The sequence below is a fragment of the Mycobacterium sp. genome (assembly GCF_044223235.1).
GTDB lineage: Bacteria > Actinomycetota > Actinomycetes > Mycobacteriales > Mycobacteriaceae > Mycobacterium.
The window spans coordinates 97,499-119,102 of record NZ_JBGAME010000011.1 but is presented as its reverse complement, the minus strand read 5'-3'; the positions used below and the strand labels follow the sequence as shown (position 1 = coordinate 119,102).

Here is a 21,604-nt window from a genome sequence, read left to right as displayed (position 1 = left end):
GCCGTCAAACACGGCCGCTCGATGCGGACGGCAGCGCCAGGAACGCGCCAAGCCCCACCAGGCCCTCGGGAGTGGCGGGTAGATACTCCGTCAGCGTCGGTGATCGCACGATGATACTGGCGTACTTGGCCCGGCTCACCGCGACATTGAGCCGATTGCGGTTCAGCAGGAAGGAAATGCCGCGCGGGACGTCGTCGATCGAGGACGCCGTCATCGATACGAACACCACCGGCGCCTGCCTGCCCTGGAATTTGTCGACGGTGCCGGCGTCGACATCGGCGAGTCCCGCAGCCCCGAGCGCGCCGCGGATGAGCACCACCTGCGCGTTGTATGGCGCGACGACCAAGACGTCGGTCGGCTCCAGCGGACGGGTGCCGTTCTCGTCGGTCCAGTCCGAGCCGATCAAACGACCGATCTCGGCGACGATCGCCGCCGCCTCTTCCGGGCTGCTTGTCGAGTTGCCGTCGTGGTCCACCAGCAGCGTACGCACCCCAGGCGCGTGACCGGCCAGGCGCCGCGCCGTGGTGTGGCGTTCGGCCGAGCGCAGCCGGTTGTCGTAGGACAGGCGTGAGACCGCGGCGCACACCGCGGGATGCATCCGATAGGACAGTTCGAGGAAGTAGCCGCGCTCGGTCGGCAGTGTGTCCCTGCCCTCCACCAGCCATCCCAGCGCGGAGCTGTCCACCGGTTCGGGGTGGGTGCCCTGGCTGACCTGGGGCAGCTGCTGCGGATCGCCGAGCAGCAGCAGATTCCTCGCGGCAGGTGCGACGGCGATGGTGTTGGCCAGGCTAAACTGTCCGGCCTCCTCGACCACCAGCAGGTCGAGGCATCCCCGGGGAATCTTGGTGCCGTTGGCGAAATCCCACGCCGTGCCACCGACCACACAGCCGTCGTGCCCTGCGATGAAGCCGGGGAACTCCGCGTTGTCGATGTCCTGCCAATTCCCGTTGGCGCTGCTGCGCTTCTTGGCCACCCGCGGCGGGTCAACCCCGGCGTCGATCAGGCCGCCGAACAGGTTCTCCACCACGGCATGCGACTGGGCGACCACACCCACCCGCCAGCGATGGTCGTTGACCAGCCGTGCGATCACCGTTGCGGCGGTGAACGTCTTACCCGTCCCCGGCGGGCCGTGCACCGCCAGATACGAGCCGTCCAAATCGAGCAGAGCCGCCGAGATGTCGTCGGCGATTGCGCCGGTCCGGGGCAGCGGGTCGCCGCTGACGGTGCGCGGCGGGCGGCGCAGCAGCAGGTCCAGCATGGCGTTCGCGGGCAGCGCGGGCAGCCCGGCGGCGACATCGGCCGCGGTGGCCTCGATGGACTCCCGCATCGCGGTGGTCCGGATCGGTGGACCCGGGGTCAGCGCGAAAGGCAACTGCGCGAACACATCACCGTCCTTGGGTTGCCTCTCGACAACGACGACGCGGGTGGGGGCGTCCGCGTCGTCGGCCTCGGCGACCTCGACCGAGCCGAACCCTCGCCGGTCGGGATCGTCGCTCAACCCCTCGGGGGCGGGTGGCTCGTACAGCGCGTACATGTCCGCGCCGAGGTCGCCCGCCGCGAGTTCCCCGGTCAGCTCGACCCGGCGCTGCGGTTTGCGCGCCCTTGGCGGCGTGTGCCAGACGGCGACCACCCGCGCGTGGTCCGCGACGAAAACGCCTGTGTTGTCCGCCCATTCGTCGGTTGGGTTGTTCAGCCGGTCGAAGTGCCCCCACCAGTACGGCTTGTCCTCGCGGCGGTGGAACCCACGCGCCGCCGCGATCATCGCGACGGCCTGCTGTTCGGCGCTCCGCTGCCCGATCGCGTCACCGGCGAATCCCAGCAGCCTGCGCTCGACCGCGTCGGCCTCCTCCGCGGCACCGGAGTGCCGCACCGCCTGCGGCCCCCTGGGCGGGACGGCGGACTCGATCGCCCTGGCCAGCAGCCAGTCCCGCAGCCTGCGGGTTGAGCGGCAGTCGTAGCGGTTGTACTCCTCGATCTCCTTGAGGACGATCGCGGCCTCGTCGTCGCGGCCCCGGTCGCGCAGATCGCAGTACCGCGCGTACTGGGTGATGGAGTCCGCGGCCGTGGTGACCTCACCGTCGCGAAGCTGCGCGCCCATGTACAGCGGCTCAAGCGATTTGATGCTGTAGTTCTCGGTGCCAACGCGAACGGCCTTGCGTACCAACGGGAAAAGGTCGACAAGAACGCCGTTGCGCAGCAGGTCGTCGACGTCGTCCTCGCCGACGCCGTACCGTCCTGCCAGCCGCAGCAGGGCGCTCTTCTCGTATGGTGCGTAGTGGTAGATGTGCATGCCCGGATACCGTCTGCGCCGCTTGCGCACCAAGGTCAGGAAATCCACCAGCGCGGCCCGTTCACCGGCCCGGTGATGCGCCCACAGCGGCTGGAAATCATCGGTTGCGGTGAGTACACCCCACAGGTACTCCAGGCCCCAGTCCCTGCCGTCGGCGGTCCACAGCGGGTCGCCCTCGAAGTCGAAGAACAGGTCGCCCCTGTCTGGGTCGGGCAGCACCATGAGCGGCTGCGCGTCGACGACCTGGTAGGGCGGCTTGCCGTTGACCCGCGGCGCGATCTGCAGACGCGCCTGCTCGGCCAGCGCCGCGGACGTGCGCGCCGACAAAGCGGGAACGGGGCCGCTGTGGGCGGCCAGCTGCCGAACGGTGGTGATGCCCGCGTCGATCAGGCGTGCCCGCTGGCTGACCCGCATGCCTGCGACCAGCAGCAGATCGTCGCGTTCGCGGACCGCGGCGCTGCATTCGGGACACCGGAAGCACGCCCGCACCCCCGGGTCATCCCACGACACCGGCAGACCGCTCGCAAGGTGCTCGTCGAGCAGGCGCTGCAGCGCCGCCCGACGGGGCAGGTAGACCGGCAGCAGCTCGTCGACGCGGTACGTCCCGACGGTGCCGTCGCCGAGTATCAGCTCCACCTCCGGTCGTACCGGAACACCGGCGCTGGCCAGCGCGTCGGCGTACGCGGCGAGCTGCAACAGCGCCTCGACCTTCACCGAGCGGGCGAGCTTGGTGTCTCGCAGCCGATAGTGGGTGCCGTCGAACAGCAGGAAGTCGGCGAAGCCGGCGAACCGGCCGTCGAACATGGCCGCCTGGTAGATCTTCGGCGCGCGGCGCTGCACCGCCTGCACGGTCGCCTCCGCCGCGGCGGTCAGACCGGCGACGGTATAGGCCGGTCTGCCGATCACAGTGACGGCGTCCTGGTCCTGGGCGCGCAGCTCGTCGAGGTGGCGCTGCTCGTGTTCGGCGCCGAGTTCGGCGGTGCGGGCCAGCAGGTCGTCGGCAGCGGCGACCGCGGGTCCCCGGCCGAGTTGCGCGTCGAAGGCCCGCAGCAGGGCGTACTCGCACCGCGAGGCCGCGGCCAGGTCGGACGCGCTGTAGATGACGCGGTCGGCCCCGTCAGACGCCAGGAACACGTCCGCAACTGTAGGCGAGCGTCCCGACACCCCCGCACCGCGAACTCCGCGTACTCCGCGACGAAGGGGCGAGTGTCAGGCGGTGTTGCCGATCAGTTCGACGCCGTTGCCGTTCCACCGGAATCGCACGACGCTTGCCAGCCCAGGGGTCCCGCCGTCGAAGAGCAGCGCGACGGTGTCGCCGGTGGTCGAGGAGTTGTCGATGCCGTTGAACCCGTAGGTGTCGGGCACACCGGTGGGAATGAACCTGCCGAGGTGAAACAGCACGGCGCGGGTGTTGGGGTTCTCGGCGTTGGTGTTGGCGCGGACGATCACCGCCGACAGCGGCGCGCATTCGTTGTAGTTGCCCGCAAGCGGTTCGGGACTCCAGGCCTGGCGGCTGCGCGGGTCATGAGGCAGCTCGGAGACCGCCCTTGCGATCTCGGGCGCGGCAAGGTCGACCGCGCAGGGGTCGGCCTCCGGCGCGGCATTAGCCGTGGTCAGAGGCTGCGTCGGCGGGGGTGCGGCGGCCGAAGGGGCGGCAGGGACGGCCGACGCCTCGGGCGTTTTGGAGACCGTGGAGTCGCCCGATCCGCACCCGGTCAGCACTGCCAGCGCCGCCGCGCACATGGTGGCGGCGGTGGAAACCACACCGGCCTGCTTCACAACTGGGCACCGTACCGGCCGTCGCGCGCCTCGTCGTGCAGGCGCGCGGCCGGATTTCGTCGGTTCGGCCACTAGACTCCTGTACCGATGACCGTGCCTGAGCCGCCCGAAGACGGCGCCGAACCCACCTTTGCTGACCTGCAGATTCACCCAGCGGTGCTGCGGGCGGTCAGCGACGTCGGATACGAGTCGCCCTCCGCCATCCAAGCCGCAACGATTCCGGCCATGCTCGCAGGCTCCGACGTCGTCGGTCTCGCGCAGACCGGAACGGGTAAGACGGCGGCGTTCGCGATCCCGATCCTGTCCAAGATCGACCCGTCGAACAGGGCGACGCAGGCGCTGGTCCTGGCCCCGACGCGCGAACTGGCGCTGCAGGTCGCAGAGGCGTTCGGCCGTTACGGGGCGCATCTGCCCGACGTCCACGTCCTGGCGGTCTACGGCGGGTCGTCCTACGCCGTGCAGCTAAGCGGACTGAGGCGCGGCGCCCAGGTCGTGGTCGGCACGCCAGGCCGGGTGATCGACCATCTGGAGCGCGGCACCCTCGACCTGTCGCGGCTGGACTACCTCGTGCTGGACGAGGCCGACGAGATGCTGCAGATGGGTTTCGCGGAGGATGTCGAGCGGATCCTGGCCGACACCCCGGAGTACAAGCAGGTCGCGCTGTTCTCGGCCACCATGCCGCCGGCAATCCGCAAGATCACCACGAAATACCTGCACGACCCGGTCGAGGTCACGGTCAAGGCGAAGACCGCGACCGCCGAGAACATCTCGCAGCGCTACATCCAGGTGGCGGGCCCACGCAAGATGGATGCGCTGACACGTGTGCTCGAAGTCGAGCCGTTCGAGGCGATGATCGTGTTCGTCCGCACCAAACAGGCCACGGAGGAGGTTGCCGAACGGCTGCGGGCCCGCGGTTTCGCAGCGGCGGCAATCAACGGTGACATCGCGCAGGCGCAGCGTGAGCGGACCATCACCGCGCTGAAGGACGGCACCGTCGACATCCTGATCGCCACCGACGTCGCGGCCCGCGGCCTGGACGTCGAACGCATCTCCCACGTGCTGAACTACGACATCCCGCACGACACCGAGTCCTATGTGCACCGCATCGGCCGCACGGGCCGCGCCGGGCGGTCGGGTAACGCGATCCTGTTCGTCACGCCCCGCGAGCGCCACCTGCTCAATTCGATCGAGAAGGCCACCCGCCAGAAGCTGGTCGAGGCGGAGCTGCCGAGTGTCGAGGACGTCAACGCCCAGCGGGTGGCGAAGTTCCGCGACTCCATCACCGATGCGCTGGAGGCGTCGGGCATCGAGCTGTTCCGCAGGCTGATCGAGGACTACGAACGCGACAACAACGTCCCGATGGCCGACATCGCCGCCGCGCTGGCGGTGCAATCCCGCGACGGCGAGCAGTTCCTGATGGTCGAGCCGCCGCCGGAGCGGCGCCGGCGCGACGACGAGCGGCGTGAGCGGCCCGAACGGGCACCCCGGCAGCCCGCCGAGGGGTTGGCGACCTACCGCATCTCGGTGGGCAAACGGCACAAGGTCGGGCCCGGACACATCGTCGGCGCCATCGCCAACGAGGGCGGGCTGCACCGCAGCGACTTCGGGCACATCACCATCCGGCCCGACTTCTCCCTCGTGGAGCTGCCGGCCAACCTGTCCAGGAAAACGCTCAAAGCCCTCGAGGAGACCCGCATCTCCGGGGTCAAGATCAACCTTCAACTCGACCGCGGATCGTCGAAGCCGCGTCGAAAGCACCCGTGACTTTGAGCCTCTCCAGTCAGAAACGCGTCGACGACCTCGAGGCGCAGGGTGGTTTGGAATCGGTCACCACCGCCCAACGGGTCGCCTCTCTGACCGGGATTCGCGCGGTCGCCGCACTGCTGGTGGTGGCCACCCACGCCGCCTACACCACCGGAAAGTATCCGCAGGGCTATCTCGGGCTGATCTACTCGCGGATGGAGATCGGCGTCCCGATCTTCTTCGTGCTGTCGGGCTTCCTGTTGTTCCGGCCGTGGGTGCTCGCGGCGGTCTCGGGCGGCACGGCGCCGTCGGTGCGCCGGTATGCCTGGCATCGGATCCGGCGCATCATGCCCGCCTACGTCGTCACCGTGCTGGTGGCCTACCTCGTCTACCACTTCCGCACCGGGGGCCCCAATCCCGGCCAGACCTGGATTGGGCTGTTCCGCAATCTCACCCTGACCCAGATCTACACCGACAACTACCTGTACTCGTTCCTGCATCAGGGCTTGACGCAGATGTGGAGCCTGGCGGTCGAGGTCGCGTTCTACATCGTGCTGCCTGCGCTGGCCTATGTGCTGCTGGTGGTGCTGTGCCGACGCGCCTGGCGGCCCGGCCTGCTGCTGGCGGGGCTCACGGCGGTCGCGGCGATCTCACCGCTGTGGCTGGTCCTCGTGCACACCACCGGATTTCTGCCCGACAGTGCGCGGCTGTGGCTGCCGACCTACATCGCGTGGTTCGTCGGCGGGATGGCATTGGCGGTGCTGCAGCCGATGGGGGTCCGTGCGTACGCGCTGGTGTGCATCCCGCTGGCGGTGATCTGCTTCTTCATCGTGTCCACCCCGATCGCGGGCGCGCCCACCACCTCGCCCGCCGAACTGCATGAGGCATTGGCCAAGACGGCCTTCTACCTGGTGATCTCGACGCTGCTGGTGGCGCCGCTCGCGCTCGGAAACCGCGGCTGGTATTCCCGGTTCCTGGCCAGCCGGCCGATGGTGTTCCTCGGCGAGATCTCCTACGAGATCTTCCTGATCCACCTGATCACCATGGAGTTGGTGATGGTCGACATCCTGGGCTACCCGATCTACACCGGTTCGCCCGCGAATCTGCTCGTCGCCACCCTGATCGTCACGATCCCGCTGGCCTGGCTGCTGCACCGGTTCACCCGGGTACGGGGGTAAACCCGACCGTTCAAGTAAGGTTATGCTGCCCTAAGTAGTGATGGAGGTGGGCGGATGACCGAGAAAATCGTGTCGCGGGGCTTTTCCGGAGCGGTGCTCAGATTGCTACGGGCGGGGGAGTACCGGCTGACCGTGACCGGGCGGCGCGAGATCAGTGCGCATTACCTGCGGTTGAGTTTCTCCGCGGGCGGACTGCTGGCCGACCGCGCGCCGCACCCGACGACGTGTATCCGCCTCTGGTTTGCCGACGATGCCGAGGTGAATGCTCCTGCACGGCTGCACCAACGCGGCTACACCCTGGTCAATCCGAATTCTGGCGCGGACAGGGTCGACATCGAGTTCGCCCTGCACGGCGGTGTGGCGTCGCGGTGGGCACAGGCCGCGCAGCCCGGGGACACGATCGAGGCGACGGTCCTCGGCAGCAGCTTCGCCCTTCCCGATCCCGCGCAAATCGATCAAGGCGCAGGCCTACTGGGTGGCCTGACGTCGCCAAGTGCCCGGCGGCGCGTTTGTGCGCACTTGGAAATCGCAAGATTGAACTTGTTGGAACCAAGTCGCAGTTAAACTGACCGGATGGCATCCCGCTCGTATGGACAGCACTGCGCCATCGCCAAAAGCCTCGATCTGGTCGGTGACCGCTGGACGCTGCTCATCGTTCGCGATCTGCTCACGGGACCGAAGCGCTACGTCGACCTGCATTCCGGGCTGGCGCCGATCGCCACCGACATGCTCGCCGGGCGGCTTCGCGATCTGGAACGAAACGGGCTGGTTCGCAAACGCGGCCTGCCCAAGCCCGCGACCGGCAATGTGTACGAACTCACTGCCGACGGCGTGGCACTTGAGGATGTCCTCAACGAGTTCGCCCGGTGGGGCCGCCATCTGCTCGCGAACCGCGATTCGGGTGACATCTTCCGGCCCGACTGGCTGGTCAGGGCTGTGCGTGCCTACGTGCGGCCGGACCGGTCGGGGCCGGACCTGGTGTTACGATTTGCCGCCCCGGAGGGCGGTGCGACCATCCGGATCACGTCCGACGGCGTCGAGGCCGTCGCCGACGACGTCGCCGCCGACGTGACGTTGACGGGGCAGGCCGACGTGCTTGCCGTCGCGATCGACCCCGACCAGGCGGCGGAGATGGTCGCGGCCGGCCGGCTTCACATCGCCGGCCAGTCGGATCAGGTGCGCCGGCTGGCCGAGGTCATCGCGCCGCCGCGGGTGCGCACCTCAGCCGTCTGACGGGGTCGGGTCGGCGGCGACGGTCGGCGCCCGGTCCAGATCGCGCAGGGCCGGGAGGCAGACGGCGGCCACGCCGAGCAGAAGCATCGGCACCGATAACGCCAGGAACGTCGCGTGCAGCCCGGCGGTGTCGGCGAGCGGGCCCGCCAGCACCAGGCCCAGTGGGCCCGCCGCGTAGGCCAGTGATCCCATCACGCCGACCACCCGGCCGCGGAGATGCTGCGGCGCGCGGGTCTGCATCACGTAGTTGTAGATCGGCGCGATCGGCCCGTACACCAGCCCGAGGATCGCGCACAGGATCAGGATCACCGGCAGCGGCGGCAGGAACGCGATGACGGTCATGACGACCCCGAGTGTGAGCACCGCGGTGAGCATCACCGCGCGCCTGCTCATGCGCTTCGACAGCACGGCGTAACCAAGGGCGCCCACCAGGCCGCCGACGCTCAGCGCCATCAGCACCCAGCCGAGGTGCGCGGGCTCGTTGCGTTCGGTGAAGTACTTCGGGAACAGCACGCTCTCCATGGGCATGTACAAGCCGGTGGCGGCGAGGTCGATGAACGCCAGCGTGCGCAACACCGGGGTGTTCCAGACGAACCGCAGCCCTTCGACGATGCCGGCCCAGACGCCCTCGGGGATCTTGCTGCGGTCGGGCCGGCCCGCACCCTCCAGCCGCAGCACGCCGATCGCGAGAATCGACAGGCCGAAGGCGGCCGCGGTCACCCACATGGTGTTGACCCCGCCGAGGGTGGCGATGAGCAGGCCGCCGATGCCGGGGCCGACGATGTAGGCGAGGTTGAAGACGGCTTCGTACACGCTGTTGGTGTGGTCGAGGGTCCAGCCGGCGCGCCCGGCCGCCTCGGGCAGCATCGTCTCGCGGGCCGTCATTCCCGCCGGATCGAATGCGGCGCCGAAGGCGGCGAGCAGTGCCAGCACCGCGACGTTGATCGCCTGCACCCCCATGGCCAGGGCCAGCACGGGCACCGCGGCCACCGACGCCGCGGACAGCGCGTCGGAGATCATCGACACCCGTCGGCGTCCCAGGTAGTCGACTGCGGCGCCGGCGATCACGGTGGAGAGCAGCAGCGGCAGGGTGCCCGCAATCGCCACGATCGAGGCGTCGACCGCCGAGCCGTTGCGCTGCAGAACCAGCCAGGGGAACGCGATCATGGAGATGCCGTTGCCCGCACCCGCCATGAGCGCGGCGAACAGGATGAGTAGCACCGGTCCGCGCCTTGATGCGCGCTGATTGTCGCCCATGGGAATCGCGCCGAATGTAACAGTGCGGCCAGGGCCGACGCGACGCGTTTTGCGCGTTCCGACACATTCTTGTGCGGTCGGACCCAGTTCTTTCGGGAGGTCCGACACAGTGGGGACATGGAGCTGCCCCATCCGCGCACCGGCGCGCTGTTCGGCTCGCCGGTGCGGCCCGGCACCGGCTGGCCCGGTGACCCCGCCACACCCGACACGGTGGTGGCGTCGACGGCTGCCCAGGTCGTCGAGCGGGCCGGGGCCGTCGACGCTGTGGATCGGCTCGATGCCGAGGTGTCCGTGTGTCGCGCGTGCCCCCGGCTGGTGCAGTGGCGTGAGGAGGTCGCCGTCGACAAACGGCGTTCGTTCGCCGATCAGCCGTATTGGGGCAGACCGGTGACGGGGTGGGGCGCGGCGCGCCCACGCGTCCTCGTCGTCGGCCTGGCGCCCGCCGCGCACGGCGGCAACCGAACGGGTCGGGTGTTCACCGGCGACCGGTCCGCGGACTTCCTGATCGCATCCATGTACCGGGCGGGGCTGGCCAATCAGGCGACGTCGGTGGATGCCGGTGACGGGTTGTCATTCCCGTCGGCCCGGGTGGTCGCGGCGGTGCGCTGCGCACCTCCGGGCAACGCCCCCACCCCCGACGAGCGCCGAACCTGCGCGCCGTGGCTGGCCGCCGAGTGGCGCCTCACCGCCGCCGACGTACGGGTCGTCGTCGCGCTCGGCGGGTTCGCCTGGAAAGCGGCCCTGACGATGGGTCGGGTCGGCGGCGGTGCCGTCCGGGGCCGTGCGCCGGTGTTCGGGCACGGTGCCAGCGCCGGTCTGGACCGCGGCGTGACGCTGATCGGTTCTTACCATCCCAGCCAGCAGAACACCTTCACCGGAAGGTTGACCCCGCAGATGCTCGATGACATCTTCGACCGGGCCCGGGTGCTCGCCGGACTGTGAACGACGCCGCTCGGCGACAGCTTCTGTCGGCCACGACGCATAGGCGGCACCCCATCGAATCCATCACGGCAAAAATGAGAATCGCGGCCGGTTTCGGGTGCTCACGGGCATTCCGCTGGTTTCCGGTGACCTCGGGTCGCACGGCGATTTCGGCCGTGGAATGCGACGATGCTCCCCATGACCGTTCCGCTCACCCCATTTTCCGGGGGGTTCGAGGCTGCGCCAGTGCGGATACTGGATCCACGGTGGGCAAATGGATCACCGGCCGGTGCCAACCCGGGCCACCTCACCTGCCCGGGCCGCCGGGCGTCGGCGCCGGGGAGTTGATGAGGTGCGTACCGAATCGTCACTGTCCAAGCTGCGGACGGTGTTCCAGGAGCAGCTGAACCTCGCGATCACCCAGGGCCAGGCGCCTGCCCCGGAAAGCGACCTCGGGCCCGCGACGACAGCGGCCATCGACCGGGTCGCCCGCGAGCATCCCGATGCCGAGGCCGACGACATCGCCGCCGCCTACGACGCGTTCCTGCTGGATCACGGCTGCGACGAGTAGCCGCGGGACTATCCCCGCGGTTCGACGCGTTGAGCTAGCCATGCGGCTCTCCGTCCTCGACCTCGTCCCGGTGCGCACCGACCAGTCCACCTCGGATGCGCTGGCCGCGACCACCGACCTGGCGCAGGTCGCCGACGGACTCGGCTACACCCGGTTCTGGGTGGCAGAACACCACAACATGCCCGCGGTGGCCGCCACCAGTCCGCCGGTGCTGATCGCACACCTGGCTGCGCTGACATCGCGGGTGCGGCTGGGATCGGGCGGTGTGATGCTGCCCAACCACGCCCCGCTGGCGGTGGCCGAGCAGTTCGCGCTGCTGGAGGCCGCCCACCCGGGCCGGATCGACCTGGGCATCGGGCGGGCGCCGGGGTCTGACCCGGTGACGTCCCTGGCGCTGCGTGGGGCCGCGGGTCGCGACGACCGCGACATCGAAGCGTTCCCGCAATACCTCGACGACGTGGTGGCGTTGATGAGCGCCAACGGGGTGCGCGTCCCGTTGCCGCGAGACCTGATGCGGGACAACTACATTCTCAAGGCCACGCCGGCCGCGGTGTCGGAGCCGAGGCTGTGGCTGCTCGGCTCGTCGATGTACTCGGCCCACCTGGCCGCCGCCAAGGGCCTGCCCTACGTGTTCGCGCACCACTTCTCCGGGCAGGGCACCGCGGAGGCGTTGGAGGTCTACCGCTCGGAGTTCGTGCCGAGTGTGCTGGCCGCCGAGCCGGTGACGTTCCTGACGGTCAACGCGTCGGTGGCGCCGACCCGCGAAGAGGCCGAGGCCCTCCTCCTGCCGCACCTGCAGATGATGGCGTGGCTGCGCACCGGCAAGCCGCTGCACGCGCTCGACATCGTCGAGGACGCACAGGCCACCGCGCTCACCCCGCGTGAACAGGCCGTCGCCGACGTGGCCAGGGCCAAGGCCGTCGTGGGCAACCCCGCCGAGGCGGCCGATCAGCTGCGCGCGCTGGCCGACGAGTTCGGCGTCGACGAGGTGATGGTGAACCCGGTGGGTTCGGCCTACCGGGGCACCGAACCGGCGACCGCGCCGGCCCGCAACGCCACGCTGGAACTGCTCGCCAAGGAACTGTTCTGAGCGCTGTCCTGAGCCGCGCGGACCGCTAGATCCGCGACAGCGCCTCGCGCAGCAGCCGGCCCGACTCCTCCCGATCGGGATCACGCCGCACGACCATGCCCTTGGCGAACGACAACTTGTCGCCGTTGCGCCGCGGCACCACGTGCAGGTGGACGTGGAACACGCTCTGGAAGGCGGCCTTGCCGTCGTTGATCGCGATGTTGTTGCCATCGGCGTGCAGGCCGGAACGCCGTGCCGCCCTTGCGATCCGCTGGCCGATCGCCGTCATCGCCGCGACCGTCTCCGGCGGGGTGTCGGTCAGGTCCACGGTGTGCGCCTTCGGGATCACCAGGGTGTGGCCGCGGGTGAACGGCCGGATGTCGAGGATTGCCAGCAACGCCTCGTCCTCATAGATGCGGATCGCCGGTGCGTCACCGGCGGCGATGGCGCAGAACACGCACGACATCCCGCCACGGTAACCGGTTGACCGCTCGGCCCTGCGGCACCCGCGTCGCGGGGGCCGAGGCGATCGTGCGGTTGCCCGGTCCGCCCCCGCTGCGGCAAGAGCGGGGGGAGAATGCGTCCCGTGGACGACGTTGCGTTCGCGGGCGCCGCCGAGCAGGCCCGGCTTCTTGCCGCAGGCTCCGTCACCGCCCCCGACCTGCTCGAGCTCTACCTGAACCGCATCGCACGTCTGGATCGCGAACTGCGGGCCTTTCGCGTGGTGCTGGCGGATTCGGCGCGTGCGGCGGCCGCCGCCGCGCAGGCCCGTATCGACGCGGGGGAGCGGCTGCCGCTGCTGGGGGTGCCGATCGCGATCAAGGACGACATCGACGTGGCCGGCGAGGTGACGACGTGCGGCAGTGCCGCCCACGGCCCGGCGGCAACGCGGGACGCCGAGGCGGTGCGCCGGTTGCGCGCGGCGGGTGCGGTGATCGTCGGCAAGACAGCGGTGCCGGAGATGATGCTGTGGTCGTTCACCGAGACCATCACCTTCGGCGCCACCCGAAATCCCTGGAATGCCGACTTCACGCCGGGCGGAAGCAGCGGCGGCAGCGCGGTGGCCGTCGCCGCGGGTATGGCCGGGATGGCGCTGGGCTCAGATGGGGCCGGCTCGATCCGGATCCCATCGACGTGGTGCGGGCTGTTCGGGTTCAAGCCGCAGCGCGACCGGGTGCCCATCGCACCGCACGACGACGCCTGGTGCGGGTTGGCGGTCAACGGCCCGATCGCGCGGACGGTCGAGGACGCCGCGCTGTTCCTCGATGTCACGGCCGATGTCACGGCCGATGTCACGGCCGATGGCACCGCCGCCCCCGGCTTCGTCAGCGCCGCCTCGCGCGACCCGGGCCGATTGCGAATCGCGTTGAGCACCAAGGTTCCTCCAACGTTGATTGCGAGGGTGGGCCGCGACCAGCGGGCCGCCATCGACGAGGCAGAGGCGGTGCTGCGGGACCTGGGCCACCGGGTGTGCCGGCGTGATCCGGACTATCCGCGGTCGCTGGTCTACGGGCATGTGCTGCCACGGATGTTTCGCGGCGCGTACGATGACGTCCGCGCGCTGCCGCATCCGCAGCGGCTGGACTCGCGTACGCGCGGGTTCGCCCGCATCGGCGGCTTGATCTCGGATCGCCGGATCGCCGCGATCCGCGCCGCCGAACCGGCGATCCGCGCGCGTGTGCAATCGATCTTCGATGACGTCGACGTGGTGATCACGCCGGGGACGGCCGCAGGCCCGTCGCGTATTGGGGCGTACCGCCGACTGGGCGGTGTCTCCACGCTGACAATGGTGTCAGCCAGGGTGCCGTTCCAGGCGGCATTCAATGCGACAGGACAGCCCGCGGCGGTGGTGCCGTGGGGGCTGGACCGCAATCGCGTGCCGTTGTCGATCCAATTGGTGGGCAGGCCTTTTGACGAGGCCACCCTGCTGTCGCTGAGCGCCCAGCTCGAACAGGTGCGCCCGTGGGCACACCGCCGCCCGCCCCTGTCCTGACCCGGCCCCCTCCCCACTCTCCACCCAGCCCCCTCTCTCTACCAGCCCCTCGCTACCAGCCCCCTCTCCGCCGCGAGCGTGCGCATTCGTACGCCGTTGCGCGGCGTGTCGTGTACGACCGCGCACGCTCGCGGCTGACGCGGCTAACGCGGACGCGGCCGGCCTACTCGACCGCCTGCCATGCATCCAGCTTGGCCGCCAACGGGATGGTGTTCGCCGGACTCGTCGAGGGTAGGCGCAGAAACGTCGCGGGCCAGTCGGTCCGCACCAGCCTGCGGTAGTTGGCTTCCGCAGCGGCGCCGTTGAAGTAGACCCGCACGATCGACGGGTTGCCGGCGAAGAATGCGCCGAAGTCGTTGGCCACCATGCTGTTCCGTTCCACCGCGGAGTCCAGGCTGCCCACCCTCCTGCATGCGTACAGCACATCCCACACCGCGACGCCGCCGGCGATCAGCGCGTCGACGCGAACGGGATAGGGTGCGCCGGGGTCGAATCCGAATATCGCACCGGTGATCCGCCAGAAGCCGTTGCGGGGGTTGGCGTAGTACTGCCCGGCGCCCAAAGACGAGACACTCGGCATGTTGCCGAGGATCAGCAGCCGCGGCCTGCCGCCGATGATCGGCGGCAGGCCCGTCAACAGGTCCTGGGTGCCGGTCAGCGTCACGTCAGATGATGGACCTCCTGCAGCCCGTACACCGGCGTCGGGATGCCCTCGTGCCGGGCCTTGAGCTGCAGCGCCAGATACAGCGAGTAGTGCCGCGACTGGTGCAGGTTGCCGCCGTGAAACCACAGGTTGGGCTGCTGGGTGGGTTTCCACATATTGCGCTGCTCACCCTCCCACGGCCCGGGATCCTTGGCGGTGTCGCTGCCGAGCCCCCACACCTTACCGACCTTGTCGGCGACGTCCTGTCCCATCAGATCGGCCGCCCAGCCGTTCATCGACCCGAAGCCCGTCGCGTACACCACCACGTCCGCGGGCAGCACGGTGCCGTCGGCCAGCACCACCGAATCCTCGGTGAGATGGGAGACCCCACCGTGGGCCAGCTTGATCGACCCGTCGGCCACCAACTCGCATGCCCCGACGTCGATGTAATAGCCCGACCCGCGGCGCAGGTACTTCATGAAGAGACCCGAACCGTCGTCACCCCAATCCAGGTCGAAGCCCGCCGCCGCCAGCCGCGCGTAGAAGTCCTTGTCGCGCTCGCGGATCGCGTCGTAGACCGGGATCTGGAACTCGTGCATGATCCGGTACGGCAGCGACGCGAACGTCAGGTCCGCCTTCTCCGTCGTCATCCCGGACGCCACCGCCCGCTCTGAATACAACCCACCGAGACCGATCTCCATCAACGAGTCCGACTTCACGATGTGCGTCGACGAACGCTGCACCATCGTGACGTCCACGCCGTTCTCGAAGAGCGCCTTGCAGATATCGTGCGCCGAATTGTTGGAGCCGATCACCACGGCCTTCTTGCCGACATAGGCATCGGGGCCCGGATGCGCGCTGGAATGGTGCTGGTCGCCGCGGAACGCATCCTGACCGGCCAGTGTGGGCACGCTGGGTTTGCCGGACATGCCGGTGGCCAGCACCAACTGGGTGGGGTGCAATGTCAGCCGTTCCCCGTCGCGGTCGAGTTCGACCGTCCAGGTCTTGGCGTCCTCGTCGAACGACGCGGACAGGCAGGTCGTCTTCGACCAATACGGCACCTCCATGACGCGGGTGTAGAACTCCAGCCAGTCGCCGATCTTGTCCTTCGGCGCGAACACCGGCCAGTTGGTGGGGAACGGCAGATACGGCAGGTGGTCGTACCAGACGGGGTCGTGCAGGCACAGCGACTTGTAGCGCTTGCGCCACTGGTCGCCCGGCCGTTCGTGCTTGTCGACGACGATCGCGGGCACGCCGAGCTGGCGTAGCCGCGCGCCGAGGGCGATGCCGCCCTGTCCACCCCCGATCACCAGCACGTACGGCTGCACGGTGCGGCCGAGCGAGGCCTCCTCCTCGGCGCGCTTCTCGGCCCATGACCGCGGGTCGGGATCGGAGCCGTGCACGGCGCCCAGCACGCGGGTCGGCCCCTTGCGTTCCTCGTGCCCCTTGAGCTCCTGCAGGGTCGTCAACAGCGTCCACCCCTCGTCGCCCTTGAGGCGCAGGTGACCGACCCCGCGCCCGGCGGCGGTCTCGAACTCGATGAAGGCCGACGTCACCGGCTGCTCCCCGGACAGATCCTCGGTCGGGGTTTCGCGGGTCCGGAATCCCGACGGGTCGGTGTCGGCCAGCCGCCACGTCAGCATGTCGGCGATGCCGTCGCGGCCCTCGACGGTCTTGAGGTTCCAGGTGAATGCGACGAGGTCGCGCCAGAAGCTGTCGACGGCGAACTTGCCGACGACGCGGTCGACGTCGCGGTCGGCCAACGCGGCCTCGAAATCGGCCAGCCAGGCGTCGACACGCTCCTGTGGGGATCGGGTCGTGATCGGTGCATCAATGGTCTGTGTCATGTGAGACAGGGCACACCATGGGTAACACCGGGCACAACCGTTGCAACCCGCTGCAACGCCCGACGCGGCGGCGGTGCGGCCACCAAAGGTGGTGCAACCCCCTGCAACCCTGTCCAACTGTGGTTGCGATCACATAGAACTGGGTTATGAAAGCAGCTGTGTACTACGGGCCGAACAAGATCGAAGTCGATGACGTGCCGGAACCCCAGCCCACCGAAGGCACCGTCAAGGTCAAGGTCGGATTCAACGGAATCTGCGGGACCGACCTGCACGAGTACTACGCCGGACCGATCTTCGTGCCGACCGAGCCGCATCCGCTCACCGGGCGGGCGATGCCGCTGACGATCGGTCACGAGTTCTCCGGCACCATCACCGACGTCGGCACAGGTGTGAGCGGCTATGCCGAGGGAGACCGGGTCAGCATCGAGCCCGTCTACAAGTGCGGGCAATGCTCCCCGTGCCGCGCGGGCAACTACAACGTGTGTCAGAAGATCGCCTTCCACGGCCTGATGTCCGACGGCGGTATGGCCGAGTACACCGTCGTGCCCGCCGACATGCTGCACAAGCTGCCCGACAACGTCTCGCTGGAACTGGGCGCCCTGGTCGAGCCGATGTCGGTGGCCTATCACGCCGTGACGCTGGGCGATGTCAGCCCGGGGGACACGGCCATGGTGTTCGGTGCAGGCCCGATCGGTATCGGGCTGTGGTTCGCCTTGCGGGGCAACGGACTTGACGACATCTTCGTCGTGGAGCCGTCGCCCACCCGCCGTGCGTCGATCGAGGCGCTCGGCGCCCGCACGCTGGATCCGACCCAGATCGACGTTCCCGCCTTCATCGCCGACCACACCGACGGCGTCAAGGCCGACGCGGTGTTCGACGCGGCCGGCGTGGCTCCCGCGGTCAGGACGGCACTGGAAAGCGTAGGTTCCCGCAAACCGATGATCAGCGTGGCGATCTACGAGAAGCCTTTGGAGACACCGCTTCTCAACCTGGTGATGAACGAGTCACGGATTCAGGGCTCGCTGTGCTACACCGGAGCCGATTTCGAGGCGGTCATCGCGTTGATGTCCCAGGGCACCTATGACACCACCGGGTGGGTCACCCGGATCCCCATCGACGACGTCATCGAAGAAGGATTCGAGGCGTTGCACGCGGGCACCAAGATGAAGGTGCTCGTCGACCCGGCAGTTCAGTAAAGCGGAGGTTGACAACATGAGTTCATTGACGGGCAAGGTCGCGTTGGTCACCGGCGGCGGACGCGGCATCGGACGGGGGATCGCGCTGCGGCTCGCCCGAGACGGCGCCGACATCGCGCTGGTCGACGTGCGGCAGGACGGCATCAGCTCCGTCGCCGACGAAATCAGTGAAATCGGCTCCAAGGCAACCACATTGGTCGCGGATGTGAGTGACCGCGATCAGGTGTTCGGTGCGGTCGAGCATGCGGCGAACGCATTGGGCGGCTTCGACATCATGGTCAACAACGCGGGCATCGCGTTGGTCGAGGCGATCGCCGACACCACGCCCGAGCAGGCCGCCAAGGTCTGGGCCATCAATGTCGACGGCGTGTTGTGGGGCATCCAGGCCGCCGCCGCGAAGTTCAAGGAACTCGGCCGTCCCGGCAAGATCATCAACGCGTCATCCATCGCCGGCCACGACGGGTTCGCGATGCTCGGCGTGTACAGCGCGAGCAAGTTCGCGGTGCGCGCCCTGACGCAGGCGGCGGCCAAGGAGTACGCCTCCGACGGCATCACCGTCAACGCGTACTGCCCCGGTATCGTCGGCACCGACATGTGGGTGGAGATCGACAAGAAGTTCGCCGAGCTCACCGGCGCCGCGGAGGGAGAGACCTTCGAGAAGTACGCGGGCGGCATCGCGCTCGGCCGCCCGGAGACCCCCGAAGACGTCGCCGGATTCGTCGCCTACCTGGCCGGACCCGACGCGGACTACATGACCGGCCAGGCCGTCATGATCGACGGAGGCCTGGTCTACCGGTGACCCCGGCTGGCGGCCGGGTGTGACGAGGAGCACAATCGAGACGGACCCGGGCTCGTTCCGGGACGGGTCGATCGGGGAGGTGGTGACACGATGACCGCTCCCGAGCCCGCAGTCGCCGCCGGTGACGATCCGCGCTCCTACGCGATGCTGCTCTCCGAGGTGTACGACGCGACCATGGCGGGGACCCGGGCGCCGGCCCGGCCCCGCGACGTGGTTGCCGAGTCCTGGAAACGACTGCTCGGCAAGGGCATCGACCCCGAACACCACTCACCGCCCGACGTCGACAGCAGCGCGCTGGACATGTTGCGTCAGTCCTCCGGGCTGCTGTCGGTGCTCGACGACGTCTCGCGCGGGCTGGAGTCGGTGATCGATGACGGCCGCAACATCCTGGTGATCGCCGATGCGCGCGGACGGGTCCTATGGCGCTCGGGATCTCCCCGCCTGCTCAGCCACGCCGACCGGCTCGGGTTCGTGGAAGGCGCCGCGTGGAGCGAGAACGCGGTGGGGACCAACGCCATCGGCACGGCGCTGGTGTCCCACCAAGCGGTGCAGATCTTCTCCGCCGAGCATTTCCTGCGCAGCCACCACTCGTGGACCTGTGCGGGGGCACCGATCCGGGACCCCCGCACCGGCCACGTGATCGGCGTGGTCGATGTGTCGGGTCCGGCGTCGACGGTGCACCCGACCACCGTCGCGCTGGTCGACCTGGTCGCCCGCCTGGCGGAATCGCAGCTGCGGGAGGCGCACGACCGGACGCTCAACCGGCTGCGCACCGTCGCCGCGCCGATCCTCGCCAGGATCGGTGGTCCCGCGCTGGCCGTCGATTCGGACGGCTGGGTGGCTGCGGTGGATTCTCTGCCGCCGCATAACCGAATCCTGTTGCCGGAGAAGGGGGTGCCCGGCCGGGCCTGGATACCTTCGCTCGGCAGCTGCGACGTCGAGTCGCTACCCGGTGGCTGGCTGGTCCGGATCGCCGATGACACCCAGCCGGGTCCCGCCCAATCGCGGGTGACACTCGACCTTCGCGACAGCGCCGAACCGACGCTGGACATGGTCGGCGACTTCGGCTGCTGGCGGCAGCGGATCTCGACCCGGCACGCCGAGATCCTGCTCGTGCTGTCCCTGCACCGGCACGGCCGGTCTGCGCCGGAACTGGCCGAGGATCTCTACGGCGACCGGTCGCGGGTGGTCACGGTCCGCGCCGAGATGTCGCGGCTGCGTAAGCAGCTGGTGGGGCTGGTCGCGGGCAAGCCCTACCGGTTCGCGGAGACGACGGCCGTGAACGTGCAGTATCCCGCGGATATGGCGTTGCTGCTCGCGGGTTCGACGGCACCGGCGGTCGTGGCGGCCCGCGGTATACCGTGACTCGGTGGCCGACGAGTCAGCAAGCCAGCGTTTCGAATCGTCCGAGTTGCTCGATGGACTCGAGGGCGACGCCCGCGTCGAGCGCGCGGAGCTGATCGATTGGTTGTCGGAGCGCGGCTTCACCGAAGAGGAGATCCGCGGTGAGGCGTCGCCGATGCTGTTGGCCTCCCGGCGGGTGATCGGAGGCGGCGGGGCGCGTGTCGCCGCACGTCAGGTCAGCGACGAGACCGGTATCGAACTCGATCTATTGCAGCGATTGCAGCGTGCGATGGGCCTGGCAGCGGTGGACGACCCGGATGCCGAAGTGCTGTTGCGGGCCGACGCGGAGGCCGCCGGATTTGCCAGGCGGTTTATCGACATCGGCATCGCACCAGATGAAATCGTGCTGATCACCAGGGTGCTCGCGGAGGGGTTGGCGCGCGCCGCGGAGGTGATGCGCTACGCCGCGCTGGCTGCGGTCGCCCGTCCGGGGATGACGGAGTTGGAGATCGCCAGGGGTTCCGAGGCGTTGGTCCGCGAAGCCTCGCCGCTACTCGGGCCGATGATCCAGAGCATGCTGCTGGTGCAGTTGCGTCATGCGATGGAGACCGAGGCGATCAGCGCGTCCGAGCGTGCCGAGGGGGTGGTGCTGCCCGGTGCGCGGCTCATCACCGTTGCGTTCGCCGATCTCGTCGGCTTCACCCGGCTCGGGGAGGTGGTGCCGCCGGAGGATCTCGAGCAGCTGGCCACTCGGCTGGCCGATCTGGCGCGTGACGTGGCGGACCCGCCGGTACGTTTCATCAAGACCATCGGTGACGAGGTGATGCTGGTCAGCACCGATCCGGCGGCGTTGTTGGACGCGGTGCTGGAGCTGGTGGAGGCCGCCGACTCCGATGACGGCTTTCCCCGGCTCCGGGTCGGCATGGCCACGGGGATGGCGGTGAGCAGGGCGGGGGACTGGTTCGGCGGGACGGTCAACCTCGCCAGTCGCGTGGGCGCGGTGGCCAGGCCGGGTTCGGTGCTGCTGTCCGAATCCGCGCGTGACGCCGTCGGCGAGGCGGACGGATTCGCGTGGTCGTACGCCGGCTCGCGGCATCTGAAGGGCATCAAGGACTCTGTGCGACTGTTCCGCGCCCGCCGTTCCGCCGACTGAAATCCCCTTACCGCGGGCGTGCGCGTCTGTACATCGAAACGCCGGTATCTGCGTACAAGTGCGCACGCTCGGGCGGGTGCTGCTGTCGATCACTCGCCGCCCGTGCGCACGTTCACGGGTAGAGCACGATGACGTCGGCGACACACGCCGGTCGATCGCCGCCCTCGATCTGGTAGGTGAGGGCGAATACCACCTCGACTCCGGCAACCTTCTGCTGGGCGCGCATGACGACGACTTCGGCCCGGATCCGCATTCCCACCCGCAGCGGAACCGGGAACCGCACCGTGTTCAGCCCGTAGTTGAGGGCCGCGGTCATCTCGCGGATCTGCAGGACCTCCGCGATCACGGCCGGCGCCATCGCCAGGGTCAGGAAATCGTGGGCGATGGTTCCGCGAAACGGGCCTTGCGCGGCGCGTTGCCGGTCGATGTGAATCCATTGGCGGTCCCCGGTCAGCTCGGCGAAGACGTCCACCTGCGGCTGGGTGATCTGCTTCCACTCGGTCGTGCCCAGCCGCTCGCCCGCCCTGCCCAACAGGTCGGTGGGTGTATCGAGATGGATTGTCACGACGAGTCTTTCGCGCTATCCGG

The 21,604-nt window shown here is 69.0% G+C and carries 18 protein-coding genes and 1 pseudogene; 12 read left to right on the top strand and 7 right to left on the bottom strand.

The window, feature by feature from the left end; all coding sequences use genetic code 11:
• Positions 1-4 precede the first annotated feature (4 nt).
• Together ADBZ6K_RS15605 and ADBZ6K_RS15600 are read right to left on the bottom strand one after the other, a co-directional pair.
• Positions 5-3,424 (bottom strand): TM0106 family RecB-like putative nuclease, encoded by a 3,420-nt coding sequence (locus ADBZ6K_RS15605; RefSeq protein ID WP_526348204.1) that lies wholly within the window; start codon positions 3,422-3,424, stop codon positions 5-7.
• A 75-nt stretch (positions 3,425-3,499) separates the two neighbouring features.
• On the bottom strand, positions 3,500-4,033 hold the full coding sequence (locus ADBZ6K_RS15600; protein ID WP_526348254.1) for an LppP/LprE family lipoprotein: 534 nt from the start codon (positions 4,031-4,033) through the stop codon (positions 3,500-3,502).
• 123 nt (positions 4,034-4,156) lie between these two features.
• Between ADBZ6K_RS15600 and ADBZ6K_RS15595 the strand changes: the two genes are divergently transcribed.
• The 4 genes and pseudogenes from ADBZ6K_RS15595 to ADBZ6K_RS15580 all read left to right on the top strand — a co-directional run bounded on the left by ADBZ6K_RS15595 (position 4,157) and on the right by ADBZ6K_RS15580 (position 8,223).
• Entirely contained in the window at positions 4,157-5,833 is a 1,677-nt protein-coding gene (locus ADBZ6K_RS15595; protein ID WP_526348202.1) for a DEAD/DEAH box helicase, read from the top strand.
• Between the two features lie 2 nt (positions 5,834-5,835).
• Positions 5,836-6,990 carry an acyltransferase family protein gene (locus ADBZ6K_RS15590; protein ID WP_526348200.1) on the top strand — a complete coding sequence of 385 codons (1,155 nt, stop codon included), beginning with the start codon at positions 5,836-5,838 and terminating at the stop codon, positions 6,988-6,990.
• Positions 6,991-7,044: 54 nt separating this feature from the next.
• Positions 7,045-7,437, top strand: a pseudogene (locus tag ADBZ6K_RS15585) (siderophore-interacting protein); the annotation flags it as partial.
• Positions 7,438-7,563: 126 nt separating this feature from the next.
• Entirely contained in the window at positions 7,564-8,223 is a 660-nt protein-coding gene (locus tag ADBZ6K_RS15580) for a winged helix-turn-helix transcriptional regulator (RefSeq protein WP_526348198.1), read from the top strand.
• Here ADBZ6K_RS15580 and tap read toward each other — a convergent pair.
• Positions 8,212-9,480 carry a multidrug efflux MFS transporter Tap gene (tap, locus tag ADBZ6K_RS15575; RefSeq protein WP_526348196.1) on the bottom strand — a complete coding sequence of 423 codons (1,269 nt, stop codon included), beginning with the start codon at positions 9,478-9,480 and terminating at the stop codon, positions 8,212-8,214. The genes ADBZ6K_RS15580 and tap overlap by 12 nt on opposite strands.
• 117 nt (positions 9,481-9,597) lie before the next feature.
• Here tap and ADBZ6K_RS15570 point away from each other — a divergent pair, with 117 nt between their 5' ends.
• The 3 genes from ADBZ6K_RS15570 to ADBZ6K_RS15560 all read left to right on the top strand — a co-directional run bounded on the left by ADBZ6K_RS15570 (position 9,598) and on the right by ADBZ6K_RS15560 (position 12,062).
• Positions 9,598-10,422 (top strand): uracil-DNA glycosylase, encoded by an 825-nt coding sequence (locus ADBZ6K_RS15570; RefSeq protein ID WP_526348194.1) that lies wholly within the window; start codon positions 9,598-9,600, stop codon positions 10,420-10,422.
• 331 nt (positions 10,423-10,753) lie between these two features.
• Positions 10,754-10,972 carry a hypothetical protein gene (locus tag ADBZ6K_RS15565; protein ID WP_526348192.1) on the top strand — a complete coding sequence of 73 codons (219 nt, stop codon included), beginning with the start codon at positions 10,754-10,756 and terminating at the stop codon, positions 10,970-10,972.
• A gap of 40 nt (positions 10,973-11,012) precedes the next feature.
• The gene (locus ADBZ6K_RS15560; protein ID WP_526348190.1) at positions 11,013-12,062 is read left to right on the top strand and encodes an LLM class flavin-dependent oxidoreductase; all 1,050 of its coding nucleotides are present in this window, start codon (positions 11,013-11,015) and stop codon (positions 12,060-12,062) included.
• 25 nt (positions 12,063-12,087) lie between these two features.
• On the opposite strand, the gene ADBZ6K_RS15555 is transcribed toward ADBZ6K_RS15560, so the two are convergent.
• Positions 12,088-12,507, bottom strand: coding sequence for an HIT family protein (locus ADBZ6K_RS15555; protein ID WP_526348188.1), 420 nt, complete (start codon positions 12,505-12,507; stop codon positions 12,088-12,090).
• Positions 12,508-12,627: 120 nt separating this feature from the next.
• Here ADBZ6K_RS15555 and ADBZ6K_RS15550 point away from each other — a divergent pair, with 120 nt between their 5' ends.
• The gene (locus ADBZ6K_RS15550) at positions 12,628-14,034 is read left to right on the top strand and encodes an amidase (protein WP_526348185.1); all 1,407 of its coding nucleotides are present in this window, start codon (positions 12,628-12,630) and stop codon (positions 14,032-14,034) included.
• A gap of 163 nt (positions 14,035-14,197) precedes the next feature.
• Here the strand turns inward: ADBZ6K_RS15550 and ADBZ6K_RS15545 are convergent, their stop codons facing one another.
• Together ADBZ6K_RS15545 and ADBZ6K_RS15540 are read right to left on the bottom strand one after the other, a co-directional pair.
• A complete protein-coding gene (locus ADBZ6K_RS15545) occupies positions 14,198-14,698 on the bottom strand; it encodes a DNA-deoxyinosine glycosylase (RefSeq protein ID WP_526348183.1) in 501 nt (166 codons plus the stop codon).
• Positions 14,695-16,524, bottom strand: a complete 1,830-nt coding sequence (locus tag ADBZ6K_RS15540) for a flavin-containing monooxygenase (protein WP_526348181.1) — start codon at positions 16,522-16,524, stop codon at positions 14,695-14,697. The genes ADBZ6K_RS15545 and ADBZ6K_RS15540 overlap by 4 nt, the downstream gene beginning before the upstream one ends.
• Before the next feature lie 146 nt (positions 16,525-16,670).
• Here ADBZ6K_RS15540 and ADBZ6K_RS15535 point away from each other — a divergent pair, with 146 nt between their 5' ends.
• From ADBZ6K_RS15535 to ADBZ6K_RS15520, 4 genes are all read left to right on the top strand, one after another.
• A complete protein-coding gene (locus tag ADBZ6K_RS15535) occupies positions 16,671-17,720 on the top strand; it encodes a 2,3-butanediol dehydrogenase (RefSeq protein ID WP_526348179.1) in 1,050 nt (349 codons plus the stop codon).
• Positions 17,721-17,736: 16 nt separating this feature from the next.
• Positions 17,737-18,519, top strand: a complete 783-nt coding sequence (locus tag ADBZ6K_RS15530) for an acetoin reductase (protein WP_526348177.1) — start codon at positions 17,737-17,739, stop codon at positions 18,517-18,519.
• Between the two features lie 90 nt (positions 18,520-18,609).
• The gene (locus tag ADBZ6K_RS15525) at positions 18,610-19,884 is read left to right on the top strand and encodes a GAF domain-containing protein (RefSeq protein WP_526348175.1); all 1,275 of its coding nucleotides are present in this window, start codon (positions 18,610-18,612) and stop codon (positions 19,882-19,884) included.
• A gap of 4 nt (positions 19,885-19,888) precedes the next feature.
• Positions 19,889-21,016 carry an adenylate/guanylate cyclase domain-containing protein gene (locus ADBZ6K_RS15520; protein WP_526348173.1) on the top strand — a complete coding sequence of 376 codons (1,128 nt, stop codon included), beginning with the start codon at positions 19,889-19,891 and terminating at the stop codon, positions 21,014-21,016.
• 112 nt (positions 21,017-21,128) lie between these two features.
• Here ADBZ6K_RS15520 and ADBZ6K_RS15515 read toward each other — a convergent pair whose 3' ends face one another.
• Complete coding sequence (locus ADBZ6K_RS15515; protein WP_526348171.1) at positions 21,129-21,581, bottom strand: MaoC family dehydratase; 453 nt, start codon at positions 21,579-21,581, stop codon at positions 21,129-21,131.
• Positions 21,582-21,604 lie beyond the last annotated feature (23 nt).